We start from the raw sequence: 25,373 nt of genomic DNA on the forward strand, positions 1-25,373 counted from the left end.
ACAAAATTATCCTTTGAGTCTATACATAGCTATCTGTAATAACGAAAACAGCGTTGTTGCAAACTAGATGTTTATTAGCTTATCAACCTTCAAGATGCGCGATCGCAGCTTTGGGTTTAGCTTTTCCTTCAATAACCTGTCGAATACCGGGCAAGTAACGATCCATCGCGTTCACGTTTGCAACAACCAATTGTTGAAAAAGTTCTAGAGAAAGGCGATCGCCTTCTACATCAATGCTAGTTTTAAGGCGAACTTCGCCAGAATCCAAGTTAATTTCAAAATTGCCAATCACCATTCCAAAATTAGCTCTAGTCAGAAACTCAGTCACAGCAATCCTTTGCTCTTCGGGTACAAGGTCTGGGTAAACAGAATAGAAAACGCATTGCTGCATATTTTCTCTAGGACAAGCGAAGCAACTCCATTCCCCATTCTCACCTTGAGACATGAGACGGTAGATTATTTGATCTTGATTTAATGCAGATACTCCTTCATCGAAAGGCCACTCCATTTGAGTGAAGAAGTCAACCATAACCTCAGCTAAAGAATCAACCATATCGTTATTGTCTTCTTTGGAGCTATCACCCCAAGCGGTGCTGTACCCAGATTTAAGTTCGCCTTCTACTTCTAACTCAGGCGGTAGGTCTATAGACTGTTTTACATGCAAGGCATACCAATTTTCCGAGAACAATATTGGAGATTTAATTGGATGATGACTTTGATTCAATTGCAATAAATACTCAACAGCAGTTTCTGCTGAGTTGGAATGAGCTGTCAAATGAGAGAGCAAGCGATCGCTCAAGCGGGCTTCAATTTCGATATCTTTGTCAGTTACAAAATTGTCTTCCATTGTTTGGTAACGAACGTCTGACTTCAAGTTAAAAAGTGTTTCTGTATCGATACGTTGGTAGAGTTCTGGACTTACTTTGCAAGTGATACAGCATTCTGTAAAAACATCATCGACCTCCGTTAAAGATAATTCTTCAAGCTGCACTATAAGCGGGTTGCCAGTAGGCGTTTTTAGTACAAGTTGGCGATCGAGGCGATAACTGTCTGTAATTGATTGCATATTTAACCACCGTATAATAAATCTAAATGAACTATAGGAATCGTATTTAATTTTTGAAATTATCTACATGGGCGGGGAGTGGGGAGTAGGGAATAAAAAATTAGGCTTTTGGATCTGTACTTAGCTTTTTCAGAAATCAAACATTAATCCTATATTTACTAAACATTACTAAACATTACTAAACATTGCTGATTACCTTTTTTTAAACTTACCCCACGTATTGGGATTGTCTTCGTCTTTGTTATACTCTTTCTCCCATGTCATCGGATAAAATTCAAGTTTGGCTTTCTTACCTTCTTGCCATTTCCATTGGGCAATGCGTTTAGCAGTTTCAAGTTTGACCTCAGAATCAAGAAACTTAATTCCCGTATAACTGGTTTTTTGCAGAGCAAGTTCAGCCTTAAAGGGATCTAAATTGGCTTTGCCATCTTTGACTTGTTCATCTGGCTTGGCTTCTTGTCCGCACTTAAAGTTCACCCCAAGACCAATGGCTCCTTCAAACTTAGTCTTGTCTTTGCCTAATAACGCTGGTACCTTGTAGGACGCAGCGCTAGCAGTAAAAGCCGTATACAATTGTGAAGTCAAATCTTTCATAGGATTAACTGCTGCGCCGCCAAACTGAGCTTTATTCTGATATTTTCTTTGGTAGGCTGCCCACATAGACCGCGAGGCTTCAACGGCAGAAACAGCAATGGGAAGAGCAGCAAGCCCTGGATTCTGTGCAAACGTATATGCAGGTATTCTCGCCCCTCCGTCTAAATCAATTTCCCATTTATTAACTTTAGGTTCTTCCCATTTAGATCCAGGTTTGCTACACAGATCGAGTTTTAACTTAATGCTATATGTACCTATGCCAGCAAAGGAACCGGAATTAGCAATTTGAATGCGATGGCTGCCTTGACCTTTAGTCCGTTGCCGGCCTTTTTGCTCAAATTCCTCTTTACCTACCCCTGTACCTTGCTTGTTCTTGCTTTCCTCATCATCCCTTGTGCCTCTTGTTTGATCGAGTGAGAACTGGTTAACCCTCCTGCCTTCAAAAACTTGTGCAGCAGCTTTTCCAGTCCCCACTCCTCCTACACCAAAGTCAGAGATAAATGCTGCGGTGGTGCCTGTTTCAATATGAGATTTCTTTGCCGGGTCGGTGAATTTGCCATCTTTCTTCTCTCCAAAAACATCTTGCTCAATCTGTGCGGCCATCTTTTCAGATTTTTCATATCCCGATTTACCGAAACTTTCCCCCCAAAGGGTATTGGTAATACTTCTAGGCATTAAACGAGACTCTCGAAAGCGTCGATATAGCCCATAGTTAAGTAGTTTTCCAACGCTTGCACTATCTTTAGCTATACATTCAAAATAAGGGCCAATTTCTCCGCCTAAAGCAGCAATTCCAAGCGTCCCACCACCTTGAAAAGTCCCTTCAAAGATCACCTTTAAGTCATCATCTTCTCTACGTTCAGCACTTAAGGTCACACGACCGCCAATAAATACGCCAGGGTGAACTGGAAACCGCAGTTGAGTTTCAAATTTACTCTTATCTCCAGTATCAGGAGACATAAGATCGAGAACTTTAGGGATAACACCAGTAAAGAATCCACTTGGAGTTCCTGTATAATTCTTGTATTTATCTATCAGTTTTTCGGCTTTTTTTTGTGTCTTTTCTCGCTTCCCATTCTGGAGTTCGGCATTTTCTTCAAAACCAGGTAATGGTTTATCTTTCAGTTGGTTTATCTCTGTTTTAAATTCTTCCAGATATTCAGAAATAATTTTATAGCTAGGATTAGAAATAATTGTGTAGGTATGTTTCTTCAGCCATGCATCACAAAGCGATTCAATATAGTCTGTAATTCTATTTATTTCTTCTTGATTTGAACATTTAGAAAAATCGTTGAGTAATTTATCTATAGTTGAGAAAATACTACCTCTGCCTTTACTCCTACCTTTTCCTTTGAATGTAATTTTGAATTTTCCTCGCTTATTATGAGTAGACTCTCTAAATCTTTCTATTAATTGTTGTATTTCTATTTCTGAAATTTCAATATTATCTGAAGTATCGTTCGAGCTTGCTTCAGCATTAGATATCTCGCATTCATCCTCGGTTTCGCCGTCATTCGAGGTTATGCGATCGCTAGCGATATCAGAAGTTTCGAGTGCATCATGAAAAACATCCGATTCTGAATCCGATTCGCGATCGCCAGAAGATATTACTTGATTTTCTGAACTATTTGAGTGTTCGGAAATGTTACGCTCTAAAATATTTGAGCCTTCCCTACCATTCGAGGTTATGCGATCGCTAGCGATATTAGAAGTTTCGAGTGCGTCATGAAAAACATCCGATTCTGAATCCGATTCGTGATCGCCGGGAGATATTACTTGATTTTCTGAGCTATTTGAGTGTTCGGAAACGCTCTGCTCTAAAATATTTGAATCTTCGCCGTCATTCGAGGTTATGTGATCGCTAGCGATATCAGAAGTTTCGAGTGCGTCATGAAAAACATCCGATTCTGAATCCGATTCGCGATCACCGGGAGATATTACTTGATTTTCTGAGCCATTTGAGTGTTCAGAAATGCTCCGCTCTAAAATATTTGAACCTTCGCCTGTTAAATTTTCGATACCAGCATTTAAAGCACGAGAACTTTTTTGAAGAACCTGCTTTTTTTGGGACTCATGAATATTCCTATTTCTATTACTATCTCTATGCACATTTAAAAAAGTCATAATCTTCTCATAACTTTACTATGAATAATGTTTATATTTACTTTTAAAATAGCAAGTGTTAAAATAGACATTTAGCGAATTTTATTATCTTTTAAAGACTATCTAAAACATTTCTAATCGTGACATAACTCTTTTGAATATCCTGATTTTAGAGCGACAATATTCTCAGCTTGGTTCATGTCAGCATAGCTTTCAACACCATCAATATCTGATTTAACCAGATAAGAACCTGCTGGTATGTTAGTGATTAAAATATGAATTTTATCATCATCTACATTTCTGGATGGAGCATTAAAAATATAAACTTCTTTATTATTCTCATTAGTTGAAATAAGCCTAAAAATTACTTGCTGTTGCTGACCAACTTTAGGATTAAATTGGACAGTTAAGATTGTTCCTTCAGAGTCATCTTGATTATTAAAGCCTTGTTTCTGGACAGAAACCTTGGTGGTTGGATGCAAGACAAAAGTTTTATCATTCGAGACCACCTCATGATTGTTTTGGTACTTATACATTTGTTGATGAACGATTTGAATTTGGTGAACTCCAGCGTATAGATTTTGAGGAAGTTTAAATAAAATTCGGTTATCTTCAATAATTTGCGGCTCTAATAAGGACTTGCCTTCGTTTAAACGAATCCGAGTTATATCACCATTAAGATTTTTCCCATATACGATCAGACTACTGCCTGCTACAATCTTGCTATTTGTAGGTGATGCAACAATTTTTTCAATTTGCGGCTGATTCGATGCCTCTTTATTAGAACCTGGAGCAAGTGAAGATTTCTTAGATCCAATAAACATCATCGATACTTCATACGCAATCGAAGGTCGATAAGAACCTTGTAAGAGTGACCACAATCTGGACATCTGTTCTGTATCAAACAAGTTTGGCGCGATCCTTACTTGGTCTAACTGCTCGGTCAAAGCTTCAACAGAAGTCGATTCAATCGCTTGTGCCAAAAGACCGGAACGATTGATGGTTGCGACATGATTTAGCGTTGCTCGAATCATGGCATTGGATAAAACCGGAGTTTGATGCATGAGCTGCATAACATAACCCAACAGTATTTCCGTCTGAAAGTCTTTGTTTCCGTAGGCGGTCAATACATAATGAAGATTGATGGCTAAAGGGAGAATTGCACCTTCTTCTGCACTGGCTTGATGATGGGTTGGCTGGTAGCGTAGCTCGCCGCCTTTGGCATCGCTTTTACCCATATCTGCATTACGATTTTCTGAAACCTGGTAGAGAAACAGATTTAGCTGAGGTTGACCATCGACTCCAATAGAAATCTGATCTGGGGGAAGTGTAGTTACTAAGACATTTCCCATACTCGATAGTGCTGCATTCTGAACCAAGCCGTCTTCTAATAAGTTTTTGAATACAGCAGTTATCGCTGCGATCGCTAGTCCATTACTCATAAGTTTTTACTTAATGCACTATCTTCATTCAAAGCTTTATTTATTTGTATAAACCTTTTATTTCACCCGTTTAAACCCTTCGTAGGCTACTTCTACTTCCTCAATTTCTATCTCTTGACTATTAGATTTAACATCTGAGATTTTGTAACGCGTAGGCCAAGCTGCTGTAAGTTCAAATTTTGCTTGGGGTTTCCCATCTTCATAGATTGTTAAAAGAGCATTTTTTCTTTGTTTAGCCCAGTTACCATCTTGAATCAACTCAAACCAGTTCCATAAAGCCATCGAACTTGTCATTCCTCGAAGTAATGTTAAATTTCCGCTTTTGGCATTACCTGGAAGTTTCGTTTGCACAAATTTTCCTTTGTTTGCCTTGCCCCATCGACCTGAAGTAACCTCACTAAACTCAATTACATCCTGCGAATAGTTAAATCCCTGACATTCTAAGAAAACTGCATCTACTACATCGCTTGAACCATCAAGCTTTAAATCTAAATAAAAATTAGATGCAGTAAAAAAAACGGGGCTTCTAGATAACTTTGCCATAATTTATTTTGTTGGATTAAAGTATGTTAATGGCTGGACTATACAGGATTAAAAGATAAGGTTTGCCCTCTATTAAAAGAGGGCAAGGGATTCTTATGTGATAACAATAGCTAATATTCGCTATTGCTCACGCGTAACTTCTTGAGCAACTAACTCTATCGTTTCGCAAATTAATTCTCCACCGGCAGCAGTCAATGAAGAAACGGAATACTTGCAGGGATAGCATTGCTTAATCTGCCATTCCATAACTGGTTTACCGTCTGCATACGCAGTGATTTTTGCATCTTCAAGTTGTCCTTTCCAGTCAGGACTCTTACCCGTAGGAGGATTAACTTTGTTAAACCAAGTATAGGCACTCTTGTCTTTACATCCAGCCAAAACAATCGTTGGATTCAACGGTTTGACAGGTGTTGGCCTTGGTTGCATTGTTTTTTCTCCAGCTTTTCCAGATCCAGCAACATGATCTGTAGGAGGAGCATCCATCCCCATATTGCTGAACTCTTTGACTGGTAAATCCTTGATCTTAGATCCTGCACTAAAAGTAAAGCTAGAACACTCAAGATAATCTGGGCCTGGCATAATTTTCTCCTAGTAATTTCGTTCAATGAATAGTTGACTTAAGAAGATAGTTAGTTTTGTTCTGTTTCAAGAGCATTCCACTGGCTGATGCGGAAGACTACAAATTCAGCCGGACGTACAGGGCATACACCAACATCGATATATAAACGCCCCAAGGTCATCGTTTCAGGTGTATTGTTTTCGGCATCACATTTGACGTAAAACGCTTGGCTAGGTGTAGCTCCGAACAATGCACCCTCGCGCCATATCCGCTCTAAAAAATTACTAACGGTATATTTAACCTGCGTCCATAATTCTTCGTCGTTCGGTTCAAAGACAGCCCACTGAGTTCCAGCTTCAATTGAGCGTTCAATATAGCTAATGAGCCTTCTGACGCTGATATAGCGCCATTCGGTTTTGTCCGGTTCAACCAGAGTTCTAGCACCCCAAATCCGAATTCCTCGGTTCGGAAATTTACGAATACAGTTGATACCCAGTGGGTTAAGAAGTTCTTGCTCTCTAAAGTTGACATCATAGGCTAAACCAGTAATTCCTCTGGGGACTTCATTCGCGGGAGCTTTGTAAACACCCCGCGATTCATCCGTTCGCCCCCATACGCCCATCATGTGGCCAGAAGGAGGAACAAGAATTGAACGTCCTGCATTTCGAGGATTAGGTACTTTAACCCACGGATAATAAAGAGCGCCAAACATGGAACGACGACCAAACTCATCTAACCAATCAACAACATCTTGAGGCCTAGTGCGATCTGGGGGAGGATCTAACACAACCATTCGATTCGTTGGCCCTGGCATATCGCCGCTAGTAGAACCTTCAGACATGCTGATCATGGTCTCCATCACACCATGAACTTGTTCAAGACTTAAAATTTGAGCTTCATAGGCTCGCATTAAATCAGGAAAGCATATCATTGTAATCTCGTCGATTTCAAAGATACCGAGAACGCCAGTTCGTTCGCTGCGATCGCCTTCTATTTCACTAGCAAATTTCTCAGGTGTAGAATTCGCCGCTGGAGGCAGTAGTTCGTATTCACCATTCAAGGGCCGTCGGGATAAGGGTAGTCCAGGTTGAGCAACATCTCCAATCGAAATATATTTAGAGTTTTTCAGAGCCTCAACAACATAGGTTACAGCCAGGCTTTGAGGTTTGGGATCCATACTCAAGTGATTGTATTCCTCAAGCACTTGATCGTCTCGGCAGACTTTTAGAGAGAAGAACTCACGCGGATTATGAGGTATTTCTACTTTATCCGTTCCCTGCGATTGACCTTTAATCTGGTCATTCGCTTTATCGAGATTCTTCGCAGGAGGTAATGCACGAGGCGTTCCATCCTGAATTACGATTTTAATGGGGCCGTTATCGAAGTGTTCAGGCCGGATAGATAAATTTAAACTAGGGCTATTACCGCGTCTTGGGATCTCTAAGCGAGGTGCTTGCCGTTTTGAATTTTCTTGGCCAATACTGGGTAGTTGGGTTCCAATACTTGTCACCCAACAACGTCCACCTCCATTCAGGAAATATCCTCGAACTGAGAAAGGTAAATACGCATCGAAGTCTGTGAACCCGTTAGAGTTGCGTCGGGCAAAATATTCAAGATACTGAGTCCAACTTGTGACAAGCATGGGTTTAAAGAGTTCGGCCCCGCCTCGTATATCTTCAGTAAAGCCGATAAATCCTGCGACCGAAGTACTAACGCCCTCAATCGGACGACTGCCGCGATCAACTTCTTCAACATAAACGCCGGGTGCAAAGTAGTCTAGTCTAGCCATGTTAAGTGCTCCTTGATTTGTTGGATAATCGATTGATATAGAAATTTAGTAGGCGGGCATAAGTAATATCTCTTTGGGGATACATGGTTTTTCATCCACAAAAACATTACAAGTCTTAAACTGATAGCCAAATCGTCTCAGGTGTAAAATGTAGTTTCCAGAGGTCAAATTCTCAAACATAAAATACCCCTCCTCGTTGCTAGTTACTGATTGCTCGGTTCCTTGAAGGATGATTTGAACTCGTTTTAATGGCTTTGAGTTAAGACTATTTTTGACAATGCCAGCAATGGCAACTCGTTGAGTTTTAGATGCATTCCTGCTGATAGCTGGAATTGAATTATTAACCCCAAAATGTCGTTCAGTAACCAAAGGTACAGTTGTTTTTCTCCATACATTAAATGGAACAGTTACTGTCAAATAAATAGCAGGCCGTATGGGAATAGAAAGAGAATTCCATAAACTTACTACATCAATGGGCGGGTCGCTAGTGACTGATAATGATAAGTTGCCGTGACCACGAAGGTCAGGAGTTAGAAACTCCTCCCGCAATAGTCGGCTACGCATTAACAGCAGTAGAGTTTCAGACAGAAGATGAAGCTCTCCTAATACAGTGCGATCGCGGGCTGTAATTACAATGGAGATATCGAACCAACTGGGTGCTCTACATACTTCTGCAACCTGTCGTGAATCATCAAAATAGCGTTCCACCTGCCTGCCATTATTTGGCATTTTTTTACTGATTCGAACATCATACAGATAGAGATTAAGTGATAGCTCTCTATTACTATTTTCTAAGCTTCCAGGGTGACTAAAGTTTATTTGCTCAGTGCTAGTGAGAACAGATCCGTTAGCCAACATTTCAGCAAGAGTTTGAAGAATCGAATTCAGCATAAACAGAAATCTAATTCGTTTCTATATACTCAGGTTAAGCGGTATCCTAGCCTATGCAATCAGACTTATGTACTAATTTAAATTCAGACGTTATAGCTTAATATTTTTCAAATATCACGGTAAAAGCTTATTTTGACATAGACCTTTATCTCATGATTGAATTAATTTCACATATCATTTAATTACAAATAAATCAACTCTATTTGACAGAGAATCTAAACCGAATGGCACTAAGAAAAGCTCTAAGGTATGTAGAATAAGGGTTACAGTTTTTAATGCCAGAGAGCGCAGTAATTAATGGCATAAGTACCTGCGATGCCTTCTCCTATCGGAGACGCTGCACGAACGGCAACGTCAAGGACGAACGCTGATGAAGAAATGATGCACAATTGCCTAAAAAATTTTTGGAGGTAGAAAAAGCTTACTCGTCCGTGAAATACTTTTCTGAGATGAATAAGCCAACATTATAAACACTACTGTCACACTAAGAGTACAGGAGCGTCACCCGAAGGGCGGTTGGTTTAATATTCTGGTCTGTCTGCAAAGGCAATTTTATAAAGAATTCTTAAGAAATTAACATTCTTCAGAAAAGGAAAAACCTAATGCTGAAGTAATCATGTCGAAACCTAATTATTAGTTTTTCAATTTTTTGGAGTCGAGGATAATGTTGAAGTTCACCAGTTTGATGATTGTCGGGGCAGTATTGTCGATTAGTGCGCCGGCTCTAGCTGAAAGTCGTGCGGTTAATATCAGTATTGGCAGTATTGGTGGTTCCTTAGATAATGCTGCTTTGCGAACAGTTCGCCAGGTTATCGGGTTTGCAGTCGGCACTAGCACCGTTGATAAATTCATTGTATATAGTCCCAGTACCGGATCTATTCCCATTGAGGGAGGTTTATCTGCTTGTGCTGAAGCTGGCTTCGGCATAAGCAATACAACATTTAATGCTTTTATACAGCAGTTGCGTTCAATTAATCCCAAACCAGGGACTTTCTACAATGTAGAACTTACCACAAGCTGTAAACAGAAATAAGAATGTCGTTTGCCAAAACGCGCGGTAGGATGGGCTTCCTACCTCAGCCCATCCATCGAGTTACACGTAAGCTTGATAACACTTTCTTTGTCTCAACCCTATTTAATGGTTTTATTAATGAATTCACTCATCACATCCCGCAGCGAGTTGCCCATTTAATTGAGCGAGGTGAGAATGTTCGGTATAAAACAGGATCGTCTTTTTTGCTGCTTGCAAAACGCGATCGCGTAATTCTAATGGCTCAATTACCTCCATCTTTGCGCCAAATCCCAGCACATAAGCACAAGCCGCTTCCTCTATATCAAACCTCAGCCAGACGCGAGTCCAGCCATCGGCATCGGGCGAGTCAATCTGTTCTATTCGGGCAAAGTATCCGGCATAGCGTAACCGAGGCATACCCTCTGGAGCAACACGCACCGTCACGCCATAGTAAGGCAGATTGGCTTTGAACTCAACCATCGATTGTTGCCAATAGTCAGCTAAGTTGAATTCAACCGGACGAATACAGGGGTAATCCATAAGCATAGCATCTCGCACCCGTGAAATCCGGTAGGAGCGCACCTCTGACTCTACCGAGGCAACAAAATACCAGACACTACCTTTGGCGACCAATCCCAGTGGGTTGACTAATCGTTTGACCAGTTTGCCATTACCGCGCTCATAACTGAGGTTTACTTGCCGCTCTTGCCAAATCGCTGTTTGCAGAGTCGCAAACGCCGACATTTCCTCGTCCCACCGATGCCAGCCTGTTGGATCAACATGAATGCGCTGGCTAACCATTTCTGCTTGCTGACGATTTGCGGCAGGTATTGCTGCCAGAAGTTTGAGCAGAGCCGCTTCAAATGCTTGACTCCAGCCTAAATCAGCTAGCAAGTGTGCGGGCTTTGGCAAAAACAGCGCCTGAATCTCTGCCAAGTTAAGCCCTGTCAGCTTAGTTTGATAACTGTCGAGTAAACTCCAACCACCCCCTTTACCGCGTTCTGCCATCACCGGAACTCCGGCACTGCTGAGGGCATTCATGTCACGATGAATGGTGCGCTCAGATACCTCCAATCGTTCTGCTAAATCTCGCGCTGTTAGCTGACGATGAACCTGTAACAACATCAGGATCGAGAGGAGGCGATCGGCACGCATAACTATCCCAAGACCAATTGGAACTACTTTTTACTTTACTGCCTAAATATGACAAAGGATGTCATGAAGTTCAGCTTATCCTGCATAAAGATGGTTTGGAGTCATCGATTTCTTTAAACCACCTAGCAGGATTTAAGGAGGTCAATTATGCAGCTATTGAAGAATAAAATTGCGCTTGTAGTTGGGGCAACACGCGGTGCAGGTCGTGGCATTGCTGTGGAACTTGGTGCAGCAGGAGCAACCGTTTATGTTACGGGACGCACTACTCTTACTGTGCGATCGGAATACAACCGCCCTGAAACAATTCAAGAAACGGCGGAATTAGTAAACCAGGCTGGTGGGAAAGGAATCGCTGTTCTAGTCGATCATTTAGACCCAAAACAAGTACAGGCGCTTGTTGCTCGTATTGAGCAGGAACATGGCCGTCTGGATGTTCTGGTCAACGATATTGGTGCAGAATATTTGGTGGAGTTCAACAAGCCTGTGTGGGAGCTTTCTTTGGAGCGAGGATTACGGATGCTGAGACTGGCGATCGACACCCACCTGATCACCAGCCACTTTGCATTGCCGCTATTGATCCAAAAACCCGGTGGATTGGTGGTCGAAATTACCGATGGTACTGCCGAATATAACGATAAAAATTATCGGCTGTCGCTGTTCTATGACCTTGCTAAAACCTCGGTAATTCGTATGGCGTGGGGATTGGCGCAAGAACTTAAACCACATCAATGTACTGTCGTGGCGCTGACTCCGGGCTGGTTGCGCTCGGAACTCATGCTCGATCATTTTGGAGTGACTGAAGCCAACTGGCAGGACGCAACGGCAAAAGAACCGCACTTCATAATTTCTGAAACGCCCCATTATGTTGGGCGTGCAGTTGCTTATCTAGCTGGTGATCCACAAGTGATGCAATGGAATGGACAATCGTTTTCTAGTGGGCAATTAGCACAGGTTTATGGCTTTACAGATCTTGATAGCTCTCAACCCGATGCTTGGCGCTACATTCATGAAGTGCAGGAAGCGGGTAAACCTGCTGATGCGACCGGATATAGGTAATGTTCGAGTCACAACACTTCGTATTTTTTGGCAAGCTTCATATTGCAATTAATGTTTGTTCTAATTTCGCGCACTTATACCATTTCACGAAAAATCTGATACAGATGTAAACCTTGAAAGCATTGATGTATCTAATACCAATTTGAAAAAAGAATGCGACAAATAGACCATTTGTAGAGACGCAATTCATCGCGTTTTTACCCAAGGATGTGTTGCAATCATTAATTGAATTGGTATAAGTTTTTTAATTGCGAATTGCGAATTGTGAATTGTGAATTGGTATAACGCAAATTGCCTATACGTAAGTTCCATCTCACTTGGTTTAGTTTGCAGAACTCAAAGCGATGTCTGTCTTGAAAAGTTCAGAAGGGTGGCTGACGCCGCTCCGACTTTTTGAGTTTTTGAATACCACCGCCACCTCTTGATGCAGCATTTGCTGCATCAATATGCCTAGCCTCAACTGTTCCAGTATTACCTGCGTGTGCTAAGGAAACAGCAACGTTAATCACGCCAATATGCGAAAAAGCTTGAGGAAAGTTGCCAAGATGCGCTCCTGTCTCTAAATCAATTTCTTCTGCAAATAGTCCCAACGGACTACTTCGCGCCAGCATTTGCTCAAACCAAATACAAGCCTCTGTTGTCCTTTGAGCCAAAATGAGCGCGTTAATCAGCCAGAAGGTGCAAAGGACAAAGGATGCCTCCTTACCGCTAACACCTTCTGGCGCATCTCGGTAACGATAACACAGTCCATTCTCAACTAAATGTTCGATAGTCGCATTAATAGTTGACACCATACGCGGGTCAGTTCCATCAATGAAACCAACACTAGACATGAGCAAATTCGAGGCATCAAGAGTTTCGTCCTCGTAGGATTGCTTGAAGGCACCAAGTTTTTCGCTCCACCCTTTTTCAAACACTTCATTACGGATTAGTTGGCGCTCCTGTCGCCAACGGGTAGTATCACCAGTTAGCTCAAGCGCCTCAGCCATTTCGATACCACAGTCTAACGCCACCCATAGCATCACTTTACCGAAAACAAAATGTCGCAAACCCCCACGCACTTCCCAGATGCCGCTATCTGGTTCGTGCCAGTGAGTAGCAGCCCAATCTACCAATGGGCAAATGTGTTCCCAAATTACAGTTGGATCGTACTTTCCAGCCTTCCAGGCGAAATGTAAAGCACTAACTACCTCACCATAGACATCAGATTGAACTTGCCCAGCCGCACCATTGCCGATCCGAACTGGCTGCGAGTCTCGATATCCCCGCAAGTGATCTAAGGTTTGCTCAACAACCTGTCCACTTGATGTAATCGGATAAAGGATTTTGATTCCAGTTGCTTCCATCTTCACAGTCTGGGCGATCCAATTGAAGAATTGACACTCATCATCAAAATAACCTGCTAATAGCAATGCATAAAGAGTAAATGATGAGTCCCGAATCCAGGTGAAGCGATAATCCCAGTTTCTTTCCCCACCAATTTCTTCTGGCAACGAAGTTGTCGGTGCAGCTACAATTGCTCCTGAAGGGGCATAAGTCATCAACTGTAAGGTTAGCGCACTGCGAACAACCACGTCTCGGTATGCTCCTTGATAAGTACACTTATTTGCCCAACCCCGCCATTCGGCGCAAGTTGATGCCAGGGCATCCATTGGGTGTAGATTTGGCAATTGTGCGTCCTCCTGAGTCAAAAGCGTGAACACCGCTCTTTCTCCAGCATGGAGGATTATGTGACACATAAATGTATTGCCTGTTCTGTCCAGATGCCATTCAACAGGCCCAGTAATGGTGAATGAATCAAACCTGACTTCGTTGCCAGATTTGACTAACTTGGGAATTGTCCGCCCATAGTCGGGGCGAGGAGAGCAAGTACTCATAATTTCAACTGTTCCTTCACTAACCTCGACAATTCGGATTAGCCTACCAGGTGCTATTCGGCTTTGCTGCTCCTGGTTGCTAATATCCATAAAATCCAGCAGCGAAATTCGTCCTGACTCACACGTAAAAATAGTTTCTAGTACATTGGTTTCATTTAGATACTGATGACTACTTGACCAGGCAGTGGCTGGCTGAATACTCCAGCTTCCACCACGTTCTAGATCCAAAATCCGAGCAAACAAAGACGGTGAATCAAACCGAGGTAAGCAAAGCCAGTCAATCGAACCGCAACTACTGACAAGAGCTGCTGTATGGCAATTGCCAATCACCCCATAATCTTCTATCGGCGGAAAGGATCGGGTTGGAGGCGTTGGGTCATTATTGGGAGCAGATGTAATACTCATTACCGTCTTTAGCTGCTGATAATCTTTTACGAACATCTTATTTGGAATTGGTAATTTTTTATAGAAATTACCATTGGGTTAACGCTAAAACCATTTGTCACAGTTAATTTTTTGAACGTAGACGCTTCTGCGACTTAAGGCATGGTAGTGCAAAGAACGCAAAGGACATAAAAAGAAGAAAGAAATGCTTAATTAAACTGTATTAGCTCATAAAATAGGAAGCTGTTGTGGGAGCAACGATATCCCAATAGAAATCAGCAGTCGAGGTTGAGCATCAGAATTCTTAAACAACTTAAGTTTTTTAGTTAAAATTTTATTATTTCATGTAAGTTTGACAACGTTATGACAAATTTATGACGAAAGGTTGGCTATTTTAACACATCTGAAACTAGTGATGTGACACTGACTTCTTTATATGTCTGACGATAGAAGATTTGATAACAAGAGTCAAGTTACTTTATATATATAAAGCAGACAAATTAGGAAAATTAGCATCAAATGAATATCCAATCCCAAAATTTGTTAATTCCATTAATGGCAACATCTATTGATGATTCATTAATTGATTGGCAATCAGAAAATGTTTTAAAAGTATTAATTTTTTTGTTTATATTTTTGATTGCAATTGCGATAAATATTATTAGTAGTAAAGTGGAACACGCAGTTATATTCGCTTTGGTATGCACGCTCATTTCTGGAGCTTTTCTGATAATTAAATAACAACTATAAAACCAAAAAACCGAACATAGACTTTATTCCTGTGATCACCACACAAGTAATTGTAGAAGCTTTCTTGTCAAGGGATAGATTTATCCGCTTAAACTCGAAGCAATAGCGAGAGGGTTAAATACCATTTTGTATTCACTTTGTGGCAAAGGAATACTTAATGTTTGCAAGAATAAATTAGCCTAACGTTTTAAATATTTAAAACGAGTTAATCTTAGAATTAGTTGACAATAGGAAGTTTTGAAAGAGGTTGCCAGACGATAAGATTTGCGGATTATATCTAAGGTAGAGTATGGCACACGGAGTCAAAGTGGGCATAACACGGGGAGATATAACCAGTAATAAGCCTTCTTCAAGTCATTCCACTTTGAGCAGGCTTCAAGATGTAAAAAATCTGAGATGTCTACAACTAATCCTCTGCCTTGGTGCATCATAACATTACGTCCGTGGACATCATGAGGGTGGAGGGAGCAACGTCGAGCATAGTCAAGAGCTTCATCAATGTCTCTTATTACCTGCTTGGGAATCGGTAAACCTAAGTGCATACAATCGTACAGAGTTGTTCCATAAAGCCGTTTCAAAATTAGAAAGTTATCTTTGGCGTACAAACACTCAGAAAATGCCGGATGAGAACCTAAGCGACGGTAGACTTCTACTTCTTCTTCAAAGCCTGGTCGTCCTGGGGCATAAATTTTAACTACATACTCAGGGTAATCGGGATGATAAACTACTGCGGCATAATTTCCTTTGCCAAGCAGCCGCCAGGGTTGTGGAAGATAGTTGACATTAATGGGATTACGGGGATTGATACTTTCAATTTTTAATCTAGGTAGTAGTTGCTGATAAATGCTTTTGACTAACTGTTCTGGGAGCAATTTGTCCATACCAGATAAGTTCATAATAAGAATTTATCATTTTGCACAAATGGAGAAAGCAGGATTTAGAGAAAAGGCAAGCAGATGGTGAAACAAGTTCTACCTGGCTGCGACTCAAATGAGAGCGTACCGTGATGGCGATTTTCTACAATCCGGCGAACGGTTTCCAAACCGAGTCCTGAACCACGCCCCACTGATTTAGTGGTGAAGAAGGGTTCAAAAACACGGGTTTGAATTTCAGGTGGAATTCCACTACCAGAATCGATGATGTCAATGTGAGCATAGTGATCGCAATGGTGGGTTGTAATTTCTAGCAATCCCTTACCATCCATTGCATCAATGGCGTTATCAATTAAGTTCGTCCACACCTGATTGAGTTCGCTGCCATAGGCAAGGATTTTAGGAAGATGTTGATCGTAATTGCGTTGTACTTGGATGCCGCATTTGAGTTTATGAACAAACAATCGCAATGTATCTTCTAAACCTTGATGCACATTCACTTCTTGCTGAACGCCTTGATCGAGGTAAGAGTATGACTTCATCGCTTGCACAAGTTCAGAAATTCTCTCAGCTCCTCGCAAACCATGTTTAATCATTGATATGACTTCAAACGAGAGCGATAGCCAGTGCAATCCCATCTCTCGCAATTCAGTGTCGTCGTTGCGCCAACGTTCCATGAGATGATCTAAGGTTTCGACCTCAATCCCACCTTCTGCTAAAGGTTCTGCTAATTTCCATGCCTGGTTCACGCCATAATCTTCTAACCATTCCAGTAAGACGTTTTCGCGATCGCTTAATGTTACCGGATCTAGACGATTATTTAAAATCGCATCATAACCCTGATCCCGGACTTTCAACCAGTTTTGAGTATGTGCTTCTTCAACATTACGTTGCCCATAAACTAAATTCATTCGTTGTAGCTCTAGGATAGCGGCTGGCATTTCCCCTAAAGTCCGAACCAGTGCTGAAGCTGGGTTGTTAAGTTCATGAGCTAGACCAGCGGCAAGTGTCCCTAAAGCTGCCATCTTTTCGCGCCCACGGATAAAAGACTCTAGCCCCCGCATACGACGTTGCATAATGCGAAATACCATCCGCTCAAAATCACGACATTCATGCAGCAGTTTACGGAAATCTCCTCCCTTCATTTCATAGAGGTGGCAATTTGTGAATGCCCGCATTGTCACAGGTGCAGGTTCATCTGTAAGGACTGGAATTTCACCAAAAAAGGATGGAGCTTCGTGTTGCCCGATGGGAATTTCAATTCCTTCACTGCGGCGGGTCATGTTGATTTTACCTTTGACTAAGATAAATAAGCGACATACAGGATCTCCCTCATGGGACAACACTTCTCCGGCGGAAAGTTCAACTGTTTGAGCGCGATCGCAAACCCACTCCAATTGTTCTTTAGGAAGCTGTTGAAACGGGTCTAAGTTGATTAATTCCTCAACACACAACATCAATTAGCCTCCTTTTAGTTAAACATTACTCAGGTAGCGGTGAACGAATTGAATAGCAATCGAACCTTCTCCCACACCGGATGCCACCCGCTTAATTGAGCCAAAGCGTACATCTCCGGCTGCAAATATGCCAGGAACATTGGATTCTAGTAAGAAAGGAGAGCGTTCTAAAGGCCAACCAGGAGGAGATTTGCCATTATGCATCAAGTCGGGGCCTGTGATGATAAACCCCTGAGTATCGCGCCGAATAACGCCATCGAGCCAATCAGTTTTAGGGCTAGCACCGATGAAGATAAAAAGCGATCGCGCTGACACCGTTTCAGTATGTCCAGTCTTGGCATGGGCAATTACAATTTCTTCTAAATGTTCATCTCCCTTCACTTCCACGACGCTGCAATTTGTGCAAACTTTGATATTTGCAGTAGCTGCAATTTGGTCAATCAAGTATTGCGACATACTTGATGAGAGTGATTCACCCCGTACTAACATGATCACTTTGCTGGCATACTTAGAAAAGTGCATTGCTGCCTGTCCGGCAGAATTGGCCCCACCTACCAAGTAAACCTCTTCATTGGTACAGGCGATCGCTTCAGTCATGGCAGCACCGTAATAAATTCCTGCCCCTGTAAGCTTTTCGGCTCCTGGGACATTTAGCCAACGGTAGGAAACACCCGTTGCAACTAAAAGTGCATGGCAACTAATCTCGCTACCGTCCGCTAATTGCAGAACCCGGTAAGGATCTTGCAGCTTAACTCCGGTTACTATTTGAGGAGTGAGAATTTCTACCCCAAATCGCCGCGCCTGGGTGACTCCCCGCCTGGCCAAATCGCTGCCGCTCAAGCCAACAGGAAACCCTAAATAATTCTCAATGCGTGAACTAGTGCCTGCTTGTCCACCTGGAGCCTCACGCTCAATTAAGACTGTACTCAATCCCTCGGAAGCGCCATAGACGGCGGCGGCTAGTCCGGCAGGCCCACCACCCACGATCGCTAAATCATAGAAAGGTCGCTCTGCCTGGGTTTGCAATCCAATTTTGGCAGCAATCTCTAAATTAGATGGTTGGATTAATCGAGAACCATCGGGAAACAGTACCAGGGGCAATTGCTGTCTGCCATCAGCTTGTGCGTATTCTACTAATTTTGCTGCTTCTGGCTCCAATTCAATATCTAACCAGTTATATGGAATCTGGTTACGCGCTAGGAAGTCTTTCACTTGATGAGAAAAAGGCGACCAGCGATTACCAATGACTCGAATACCTTCAAAAGGTGGGCGAAATCCAGCTAGCCAGTCATCTAATAAATCATCCAAAACCGGATATAGTCGCTCTTCTGGCGGGTTCCAGGGCTTAAGTAAGTAGTAATCAAGTTTGGCACTATTAATTGACTTAATCGCTGCATCGGTATCTGCATAAGCTGTTAGCAAAGCACGTTTTGCATCAGGAAAGACACCTTTGGCCTGTTCAAGGAACTCCACACCTCCCATTTGGGGCATTCTTTGATCGACCAAAAATAGAGCAACTGCTTCATTCCGCAATTTTAGTTGCTGCACCAAGTCCAGAGCAGCAATACCGGAATCTGCCCGGACAATGCGGAAGCGATCGCCATACTGATGCCGTAAGTCTCTTGACACCGCTTGTAACACTTCTGGATCATCATCGACGGTTAAAATTGCAGGTTTCGCCATAACTATTGTTACTTGATAATTGCAGTGTCTAGTCTGATGTTCAAAAACTTGTCGTCAAAATATCTACTGTTCAACTAGTTGTTTTAAACGAAAGTATGCTTCTTCTGGTGTCAGCGCTTCTGATTGACTTTCATTAGGTATATAAAATATCCAGGTATCGGGAAAGTAATGCACTACAAAGCTGGGAATCAAACCTAAGCTTAGTGCTTGCTTTCCGAGTTTTTCTGTTTGTTCCTCTAAACTTAGTTGGTCATGAAATAGATGTTCAGCCATATTTTTTATCTCTCTGTACTTTTTTTGACTCTGAAAGAACCTTCAATACCAGCATTACACGAATCACCTAAAGGTGATTTACCATTTACTATGTTCCAGAATAAACTTGAGAATCTTTTGGTAGTAGACCTAAATAACTTCAAATATGCGTCTCATAAAAATCATAAAGCTATTTTGGATTTTAACGCTGAATTTGATAGTCGCAGGAGACAAGGAACAGGGTGCAACGTCACTTTCGCTACAGTTTACTAGTCAAAACCTTAATTGATAATTGAGAACCTCTGTCTTCTTGTAGTAGCTTTCCCTCTTTAGTGAGCTTTAATTGCTGCCCCCGCCACTCTATAGTGTTCCCAATAAAGCCAAAACACCAAATAATAAAGCTTAACAAGTCGTACCCAGGAATGAGCCAGAGAAACTTTTTGACAATTGGATCTTTCAGACTAATAGTACCAACGACCCAAGCCATTACCAATCTTGTTATCCAACAGATACATAGTCCTACCCATCCTAGTATTGAACCATCTGTAGCAATCAGCAGCAGCAAACTAGTAACGACACCGTAGGTAAAAATTAGTCCTAGATAACCCCAAGGACGAGAAACTCGTTTACCACGCGCCCAACGGATTTGACGCTTGATAGCATCAACTAAGTTGTTGCTTGTCTGTACATGTTCAACTACATAGTCAGAAAGTACAACCTTGTAACCTGCTTGAGCAGGTAGATAGCCAAGTTGGAAATCATCTGCTAGATAATCGGCAATTCCTTCAAATCCACCGATGGCTTCTAGTACTTTTTTAGAGATGGCAATGGTGGAACCAAAGGCGTATTTTATACCATTTTCCTGGATATTGCTGACTAAAACTCCCGCATGAAACTCAGTAGTAGTACCAATAGCCTCCAATGTTGATACCCATCCTTGAGCTAAGGATCGATACATACAGGTAACGACACCGACGCTTTTATCTTGCAACGGCTGGATAACTCTTTGCAAATAGTCTGTTCCAACTCGGATGTCACTATCAGCAAGGACTAAAATTTCGTATTTAGCTTTGGCTGAGGCATTTGCCAAGTTGCTAACTTTGAGGTTTGTACCGATGACGCGATCGCTTACTATTAGGAGAATATCCAAATCTGAATAATTATGGATGATTTTCTCTACAACCTCTATGCAAGGGTCTTGAGAATTTCGCACAGCAAAGATGATTTGATACTTTGGATAGTCCTGCTGACAAAATGAAGCTAGGTTTTCATAAGCATCGCTATCAACTCCGCAAAGAGGTTTGAGGATACTAACAGGTGGATGAAACTCTGAATCTGTTGGCTGGGAATGATTAAAAAAGGTTATTGCTGCATAAATTGCATAGCAATAAAAGCAAACAGAGAATATGCACAAAATTATGAGAGAGTCAATGGTAATCAAATGAAGAATTCTTAAAAAGTTAGATACAAACATGGTTATTAGACCTATCTTTTAAATAAGTTTTGTGGGAATATAAATAAATTCAGTGCTAGTATATTAAGTTTTGTCGTATTCTATTTTTCCATAGTCAAGTTTGATAATTCGATCTGCTAAATGAAAATAGCGATCATCGTGGCTAATTACCAGTACTGTTTTCCCCCGCGATCGCAGTTCTGGTAGAAGTTGAGTATAGAATATTTCTTTGAATACTGGATCTTGATCAGCAGCCCATTCATCAAATAGATAAATTGGTCGATCTTCCAAGTATGCTGTGAGTAAAGCTAGTCGTTTCCGTTGTCCTTGAGAAAGAGCAGTGGTAGAAAGTTGACCATTTTCAACTTTTACCTTATGGTCTAGTTGCAATTTTTGTAAATATTTTTTAGCTTGAGCATCCAAGTAAGAATTTTGTAATCCGAGAAGTTCTTCAAATAAATAAAAGTCGGAAAATACAACGGAAAAATGCTGACGATACCATTCTCGATTCGTTTCGTTAATTAAGTTGTCATCAAACCAAATCTCGCCGTTGTTAGGGATATAAAGTCCGGTAATTAGTTTGACTAATGTAGATTTACCGCTACCATTACCGCCGATAATAAAAACTAATTCTTGAGGATATAGTGTCAGGTCGATGGGGCCAAAAATAAAGCTATTGTCTTCTTCAACTGTATAGTAGCTGTGAGTAACATTTTTAAATGTTAAGCTATGCCAATTAGATTTAATTGCAAGTGAAACAGTGGATATTTCAGTTCGGCTAGCTAGAGATAAACCCAATGACTCAATTTTTTTCCAGGCAATACTGGCTTGACTCAATAGGGGAAGTTTGCTGATGATGTTATCCATTGGTAACACCAAGTAAGTAAAGGTCAAAATGTAGCCAGAGAGGGTTTCGGCATTGATAGTGAGCAGATTAGGCAACACGAACATCACAAAACCGAGGGCAAAAAAGAATACGAGTTGTCCCCAACTAGAAGTTGTGGCAAATAGGGTTAGACCTTTAACATTGTGATGGCGGAACTTGTTAGCAGTTGGGTGAAGTTTTCCTTCTAAAAAATCTTCACGCCGCCTGTGGTTTAGTTTGAGTTCTTTAACTCCTTCGGTAATAGTGCGAAAATGTTTAAACAGTTGATCTTCATCTTCACGAGCTAAAGCCAGCAATTTCTCTCCTCTGTTGAGTAGCCATTGACAACTAGCGATCGCTACTATTGAAATACCACAAACTAGCACCAATACTAACCAAGAAAGCCAGGTTATATATGCTATGCACCCCAGAACGATAGCTAAATTAATAAAGATAAAAGGCATCTGATAAACAGCATTAGCAACCGCCTGAATATCTTCTGTGAGAGTTGCCAATAATCGAGGATTCCCTAACCCTTCTAGATGAGTCAACTCAGAAGTGAGAATTTGCCGACTCAAACGCATCCGTAATTGCAAAACTGCATTTTGGGAAAGGTGAATCAGCATCACTTGAGAAATAATACTAGTAATTAATACAACTATCGCCAGCCCCGCAAAACCCCAAATGATGGATGTGAGACGAGAACCACCACTGCTACTTGCAGCATGGCTAATTAAGGCAATCAAGCCAGCACTACTACCGCCACTCAAAAATCCAGTAGCGATCGCGATCGCTACCATCCCCCAAGAAGAACGCAAAAGAAAGTAAATCAAATTCATGATAGATGCCTATGCCCCATGCCCCATTTTCAAGATAGTTATTGCAAATCAATTTAGGTTGCGCTTCTAGGGTGAATTTTCCATCCTCACAGTTCAAAACTTCTGAAAGATCACGGTAAGCTAATTACAATTACACTGATAACGGATTCGCCCAGCGTCTCGTACACTGTGCGTAGAATTATATATTGAGGAAATATACTTGTGAAAAAAACTTTATTTCTCAGTCCTCCTTCCTTCGATGGATTTGATGGGGGAGCCGGTTCACGATACCAAGCCAAGCGCGAAATTACTTCCTTCTGGTATCCGACATGGCTGGCGCAACCAGCAGCACTTGTGCCTGGTAGCAAGCTAATAGATGCACCACCACACGATCAAACAGTAGAAGATGTAATCGAAATTGCTCAAGATTACGAGCTAATTATCATGCACACTAGCACGCCTTCGCTACCTAATGATGTGAAGTGCGCCGAGACAATCAAAGCTCAAAACCCTAATATCAAGATTGGCTTCATTGGAGCGCACGTAGCAGTGTTACCAGAGCAGACGCTGGCTGAAAACCCAATCATTGACTTTGTGTGTCGTCATGAATTCGACTATACCTGCAAAGAACTAGCAGAAGGGAAGTCTTGGCAAGAAATTACAGGTCTAAGTTACCGCGATCGCCAGGGTAATATACATCATAATGAAGACCGCCCCTTAATTCACGATTGGGATTCTCTGCCCAGTGTATTGCCGATTTATCATCGTGATTTGGATATTACCAAATACTTTATTGGCTACTTACTGCATCCATACATTTCCTTTTACACTGGGAGGGGCTGTCCGGCAAAATGTACCTTCTGCCTTTGGCCACAAACAATTGGTGGACACCTATACCGCACTAAAAGCCCGGAAGCCGTCGGGCGCGAAATGGAAGAAGCTAAGGCGCTCTTTGGCGACAAGGTGCGAGAATATATGTTTGATGACGACACCTTTACCATTGACAAACATCGAGCGATCGCAATTAGCGAACACATGCGCCGACTCAAACTGACTTGGAGTTGCAACGCCCGTGCCAATCTCGACTATGACACCCTGAAAAAACTACGCGATAATGGCTTACGTCTACTTTTAGTCGGATTTGAATCTGGCAATCAGCAAATTTTGGATGGAATTAAGAAAGGAATCAAACTGGAAGTAGCGCGGAAGTTTATGGAAAATTGTCATAAACTCGGCATTACCGTACACGGTACATTTATCATTGGTTTACCCGATGAAACTCAACAAACAATCGAAGAAACAGTCCGCTTTGCTTGCGATATTAGTCCTCATACAATTCAAGTTTCCATCGCCGCCCCTTATCCCGGAACAGAACTTTATCGTCAAGCACAAGAAAATAATTGGTTTAGTAACAATTCCTTAGTTGCTAGTTCTGGAATTCAAATGTCTACACTGCAATATCCAAATCTTTCTAGTGCTGAGATTGAAGACGCTGTTGAGAAGATGTATCGGAAGTTCTACTTCCGTCCCAGAGCGATTATCCCAATTGTCACTGAAATGCTCACTGATCCCCAAATGTTAGTTCGTCGCCTACGTGAAGGGCGGGAATTTTTCTCTTACTTGAAAGATCGTCGCACCCAAGCAACTGCAAAAGCAGCATCAGTCGTTGTTAGTTAATGATTGTAAATTCAAGGCTTTTAAAGCATAAGCATTACATATAGCATCAGTTACCAATTTTGAATCTTGAATTGTTAATGGTTATTTTTGTGGAGGAATTGACGACAACCCAGCCAAATAAGTAAATGAACATAAATATTTACAGTAATTGCGATCGCAATTACATCATGTAATTAATTCTGTCCGAATACTTATCAAAAAAGCCATGAAAATAGGAAGCAAAGAACACAAAGAACTTTTTTGCCGTAGCTTTATTGAAAGTCACTTAGAGTACGAGCCAGCACACCTCCCTTGGCCGACTCTAGACAGTGTAACTCTCGAAAGCTTGCGTAATATTCCTTTTTGGAGAGAAGCACTCAATACAGAACAAGAAGCAGGAGTGATGGTGAACGCTTTCGCAGCTACAATTAGCGACCCTTTATTAAAAGATGCGATCGCTCTACAAGGTATGGAAGAAGTTCGTCATGGGAGACTCATGAAATTTCTGATTGATCGGTACGATATTCAAATTTCTCCACCTCCTGCACCTGTACTTCCTAGTAATATCAAAACAGCCTTCCTTGACTTTGGTTTTGGTGAATGTCTTGACTCTTTTTTAGCCTTTGGCCTGTTTGGACTCGCTCGCCGTCATGTCAACTACATCCCAGAAGCATTATTTGATATCTTCGACAAGGTTCTAGATGAAGAAGCCCGTCATATCATGTTCTTCATTAATTGGGTTACTTACTTGCAAATTCAGGAGGGCAAAAGTAATTGGTTACGGGGAATTAATGCTCTTATCCATTACAGCAGAGCCTTAAAAGATAAGATTACAGCCTTTAGTGGTTCTAACGAGGAACAACAAGAGGGTTTTACAGCTACCGGCGCTAGCAACTTTATAGATAATTTAACCCCAGAGTTATTGTTATCTACTTGCTTGAAAGAAAACAGCCGACGACTTGGGGTATTTGACAAAGAATTACTCCAACCGCAGCTTGTACCAAACCTGGCCAAAATGGCCTTAGCTACTCTCAGACTCTTACCTCGGCGTCAATCTCGCTCATTAGCTCAATTATCAGAACCTTAAAAATAGAAA

General features: G+C 41.6%; 18 protein-coding genes and 1 pseudogene. 4 read left to right on the forward strand and 15 right to left on the reverse strand.

Annotation, left to right across the window (positions count from 1 at the left end; genetic code table 11):
* Positions 1 to 82: 82 nt before the first annotated feature.
* The 7 genes from RMY00_RS02130 to RMY00_RS02160 all read right to left on the reverse strand — a co-directional run bounded on the left by RMY00_RS02130 (position 83) and on the right by RMY00_RS02160 (position 8,987).
* Positions 83 to 1,066: a YbjN domain-containing protein gene (locus RMY00_RS02130; protein WP_322645977.1), complete on the reverse strand. Its 984-nt coding sequence runs from the start codon at positions 1,064 to 1,066 to the stop codon at positions 83 to 85.
* A gap of 192 nt (positions 1,067 to 1,258) precedes the next feature.
* A complete protein-coding gene (locus tag RMY00_RS02135; protein WP_322645978.1) occupies positions 1,259 to 3,784 on the reverse strand; it encodes a hypothetical protein in 2,526 nt (841 codons plus the stop codon).
* 113 nt (positions 3,785 to 3,897) lie between these two features.
* Positions 3,898 to 5,205: a DUF4255 domain-containing protein gene (locus RMY00_RS02140; RefSeq protein WP_322645979.1), complete on the reverse strand. Its 1,308-nt coding sequence runs from the start codon at positions 5,203 to 5,205 to the stop codon at positions 3,898 to 3,900.
* A gap of 57 nt (positions 5,206 to 5,262) precedes the next feature.
* Positions 5,263 to 5,748, reverse strand: a complete 486-nt coding sequence (locus RMY00_RS02145) for a phage tail protein (RefSeq protein WP_322645980.1) — start codon at positions 5,746 to 5,748, stop codon at positions 5,263 to 5,265.
* A 120-nt stretch (positions 5,749 to 5,868) separates the two neighbouring features.
* Positions 5,869 to 6,327, reverse strand: a complete 459-nt coding sequence (locus tag RMY00_RS02150; RefSeq protein WP_322645981.1) for a phage tail protein — start codon at positions 6,325 to 6,327, stop codon at positions 5,869 to 5,871.
* A 50-nt stretch (positions 6,328 to 6,377) separates the two neighbouring features.
* Positions 6,378 to 8,096: a phage tail sheath family protein gene (locus RMY00_RS02155; protein WP_322645982.1), complete on the reverse strand. Its 1,719-nt coding sequence runs from the start codon at positions 8,094 to 8,096 to the stop codon at positions 6,378 to 6,380.
* A 45-nt stretch (positions 8,097 to 8,141) separates the two neighbouring features.
* Complete coding sequence (locus RMY00_RS02160) at positions 8,142 to 8,987, reverse strand: beta-sandwich domain-containing protein (RefSeq protein WP_322645983.1); 846 nt, start codon at positions 8,985 to 8,987, stop codon at positions 8,142 to 8,144.
* Between the two features lie 664 nt (positions 8,988 to 9,651).
* Here RMY00_RS02160 and RMY00_RS02165 point away from each other — a divergent pair.
* Complete coding sequence (locus RMY00_RS02165) at positions 9,652 to 10,020, forward strand: hypothetical protein (RefSeq protein WP_322645984.1); 369 nt, start codon at positions 9,652 to 9,654, stop codon at positions 10,018 to 10,020.
* Positions 10,021 to 10,143: 123 nt separating this feature from the next.
* Here the strand turns inward: RMY00_RS02165 and RMY00_RS02170 are convergent, their stop codons facing one another.
* Positions 10,144 to 11,154 carry a YafY family protein gene (locus RMY00_RS02170; RefSeq protein WP_322645985.1) on the reverse strand — a complete coding sequence of 337 codons (1,011 nt, stop codon included), beginning with the start codon at positions 11,152 to 11,154 and terminating at the stop codon, positions 10,144 to 10,146.
* A gap of 147 nt (positions 11,155 to 11,301) precedes the next feature.
* Here RMY00_RS02170 and RMY00_RS02175 point away from each other — a divergent pair, with 147 nt between their 5' ends.
* Positions 11,302 to 12,210: an SDR family oxidoreductase gene (locus RMY00_RS02175; protein WP_322645986.1), complete on the forward strand. Its 909-nt coding sequence runs from the start codon at positions 11,302 to 11,304 to the stop codon at positions 12,208 to 12,210.
* Positions 12,211 to 12,572: 362 nt separating this feature from the next.
* Here the strand turns inward: RMY00_RS02175 and RMY00_RS02180 are convergent, their stop codons facing one another.
* The 7 genes and pseudogenes from RMY00_RS02180 to RMY00_RS02210 all read right to left on the reverse strand — a co-directional run bounded on the left by RMY00_RS02180 (position 12,573) and on the right by RMY00_RS02210 (position 22,642).
* Complete coding sequence (locus tag RMY00_RS02180) at positions 12,573 to 14,492, reverse strand: glycoside hydrolase family 15 protein (protein WP_322645987.1); 1,920 nt, start codon at positions 14,490 to 14,492, stop codon at positions 12,573 to 12,575.
* Between the two features lie 908 nt (positions 14,493 to 15,400).
* Positions 15,401 to 16,102: pseudogene (locus tag RMY00_RS02185) on the reverse strand (serine/threonine protein kinase).
* Positions 16,103 to 16,158: 56 nt separating this feature from the next.
* On the reverse strand, positions 16,159 to 17,550 hold the full coding sequence (locus RMY00_RS02190) for an ATP-binding protein (RefSeq protein ID WP_322645988.1): 1,392 nt from the start codon (positions 17,548 to 17,550) through the stop codon (positions 16,159 to 16,161).
* An 18-nt stretch (positions 17,551 to 17,568) separates the two neighbouring features.
* A complete protein-coding gene (locus RMY00_RS02195; protein WP_322645989.1) occupies positions 17,569 to 19,233 on the reverse strand; it encodes an FAD-dependent oxidoreductase in 1,665 nt (554 codons plus the stop codon).
* A 63-nt stretch (positions 19,234 to 19,296) separates the two neighbouring features.
* A complete protein-coding gene (locus tag RMY00_RS02200) occupies positions 19,297 to 19,506 on the reverse strand; it encodes a hypothetical protein (RefSeq protein WP_322645990.1) in 210 nt (69 codons plus the stop codon).
* Between the two features lie 238 nt (positions 19,507 to 19,744).
* Positions 19,745 to 20,959: a bacteriohopanetetrol glucosamine biosynthesis glycosyltransferase HpnI gene (hpnI, locus tag RMY00_RS02205; protein WP_322645991.1), complete on the reverse strand. Its 1,215-nt coding sequence runs from the start codon at positions 20,957 to 20,959 to the stop codon at positions 19,745 to 19,747.
* A gap of 63 nt (positions 20,960 to 21,022) precedes the next feature.
* Positions 21,023 to 22,642 carry a cyclic peptide export ABC transporter gene (locus RMY00_RS02210; RefSeq protein WP_322645992.1) on the reverse strand — a complete coding sequence of 540 codons (1,620 nt, stop codon included), beginning with the start codon at positions 22,640 to 22,642 and terminating at the stop codon, positions 21,023 to 21,025.
* 201 nt (positions 22,643 to 22,843) lie between these two features.
* On the opposite strand from RMY00_RS02210, the gene hpnJ reads away from it, so the two are divergent.
* Positions 22,844 to 24,298 (forward strand): hopanoid biosynthesis associated radical SAM protein HpnJ, encoded by a 1,455-nt coding sequence (gene hpnJ / locus RMY00_RS02215; RefSeq protein ID WP_322645993.1) that lies wholly within the window; start codon positions 22,844 to 22,846, stop codon positions 24,296 to 24,298.
* 205 nt (positions 24,299 to 24,503) lie between these two features.
* Positions 24,504 to 25,364: a ferritin-like domain-containing protein gene (locus tag RMY00_RS02220; protein ID WP_322645994.1), complete on the forward strand. Its 861-nt coding sequence runs from the start codon at positions 24,504 to 24,506 to the stop codon at positions 25,362 to 25,364.
* Positions 25,365 to 25,373: the final 9 nt, after the last annotated feature.

This window comes from Nostoc sp. ChiVER01 (assembly GCF_034531155.1).
Classification (GTDB): domain Bacteria; phylum Cyanobacteriota; class Cyanobacteriia; order Cyanobacteriales; family Nostocaceae; genus Nostoc.

What these genes read in the sequence shown, in the direction of transcription:
- RMY00_RS02130 (WP_322645977.1), bottom strand. Translation starts at nt 1,066, where the DNA reads ATGCAATCAATTACAGACAGTTATCGCCTCGATCGCCAACTTGTACTA.
- RMY00_RS02135 (WP_322645978.1), bottom strand. Translation starts at nt 3,784, where the DNA reads ATGACTTTTTTAAATGTGCATAGAGATAGTAATAGAAATAGGAATATT.
- RMY00_RS02140 (WP_322645979.1), bottom strand. Translation starts at nt 5,205, where the DNA reads ATGAGTAATGGACTAGCGATCGCAGCGATAACTGCTGTATTCAAAAAC.
- RMY00_RS02145 (WP_322645980.1), bottom strand. Translation starts at nt 5,748, where the DNA reads ATGGCAAAGTTATCTAGAAGCCCCGTTTTTTTTACTGCATCTAATTTT.
- RMY00_RS02150 (WP_322645981.1), bottom strand. Translation starts at nt 6,327, where the DNA reads ATGCCAGGCCCAGATTATCTTGAGTGTTCTAGCTTTACTTTTAGTGCA.
- RMY00_RS02155 (WP_322645982.1), bottom strand. Translation starts at nt 8,096, where the DNA reads ATGGCTAGACTAGACTACTTTGCACCCGGCGTTTATGTTGAAGAAGTT.
- RMY00_RS02160 (WP_322645983.1), bottom strand. Translation starts at nt 8,987, where the DNA reads ATGCTGAATTCGATTCTTCAAACTCTTGCTGAAATGTTGGCTAACGGA.
- RMY00_RS02165 (WP_322645984.1), top strand. Translation starts at nt 9,652, where the DNA reads ATGTTGAAGTTCACCAGTTTGATGATTGTCGGGGCAGTATTGTCGATT.
- RMY00_RS02170 (WP_322645985.1), bottom strand. Translation starts at nt 11,154, where the DNA reads ATGCGTGCCGATCGCCTCCTCTCGATCCTGATGTTGTTACAGGTTCAT.
- RMY00_RS02175 (WP_322645986.1), top strand. Translation starts at nt 11,302, where the DNA reads ATGCAGCTATTGAAGAATAAAATTGCGCTTGTAGTTGGGGCAACACGC.
- RMY00_RS02180 (WP_322645987.1), bottom strand. Translation starts at nt 14,492, where the DNA reads ATGAGTATTACATCTGCTCCCAATAATGACCCAACGCCTCCAACCCGA.
- RMY00_RS02190 (WP_322645988.1), bottom strand. Translation starts at nt 17,550, where the DNA reads ATGTTGTGTGTTGAGGAATTAATCAACTTAGACCCGTTTCAACAGCTT.
- RMY00_RS02195 (WP_322645989.1), bottom strand. Translation starts at nt 19,233, where the DNA reads ATGGCGAAACCTGCAATTTTAACCGTCGATGATGATCCAGAAGTGTTA.
- RMY00_RS02200 (WP_322645990.1), bottom strand. Translation starts at nt 19,506, where the DNA reads ATGGCTGAACATCTATTTCATGACCAACTAAGTTTAGAGGAACAAACA.
- hpnI (WP_322645991.1), bottom strand. Translation starts at nt 20,959, where the DNA reads ATGTTTGTATCTAACTTTTTAAGAATTCTTCATTTGATTACCATTGAC.
- RMY00_RS02210 (WP_322645992.1), bottom strand. Translation starts at nt 22,642, where the DNA reads ATGAATTTGATTTACTTTCTTTTGCGTTCTTCTTGGGGGATGGTAGCG.
- RMY00_RS02220 (WP_322645994.1), top strand. Translation starts at nt 24,504, where the DNA reads ATGAAAATAGGAAGCAAAGAACACAAAGAACTTTTTTGCCGTAGCTTT.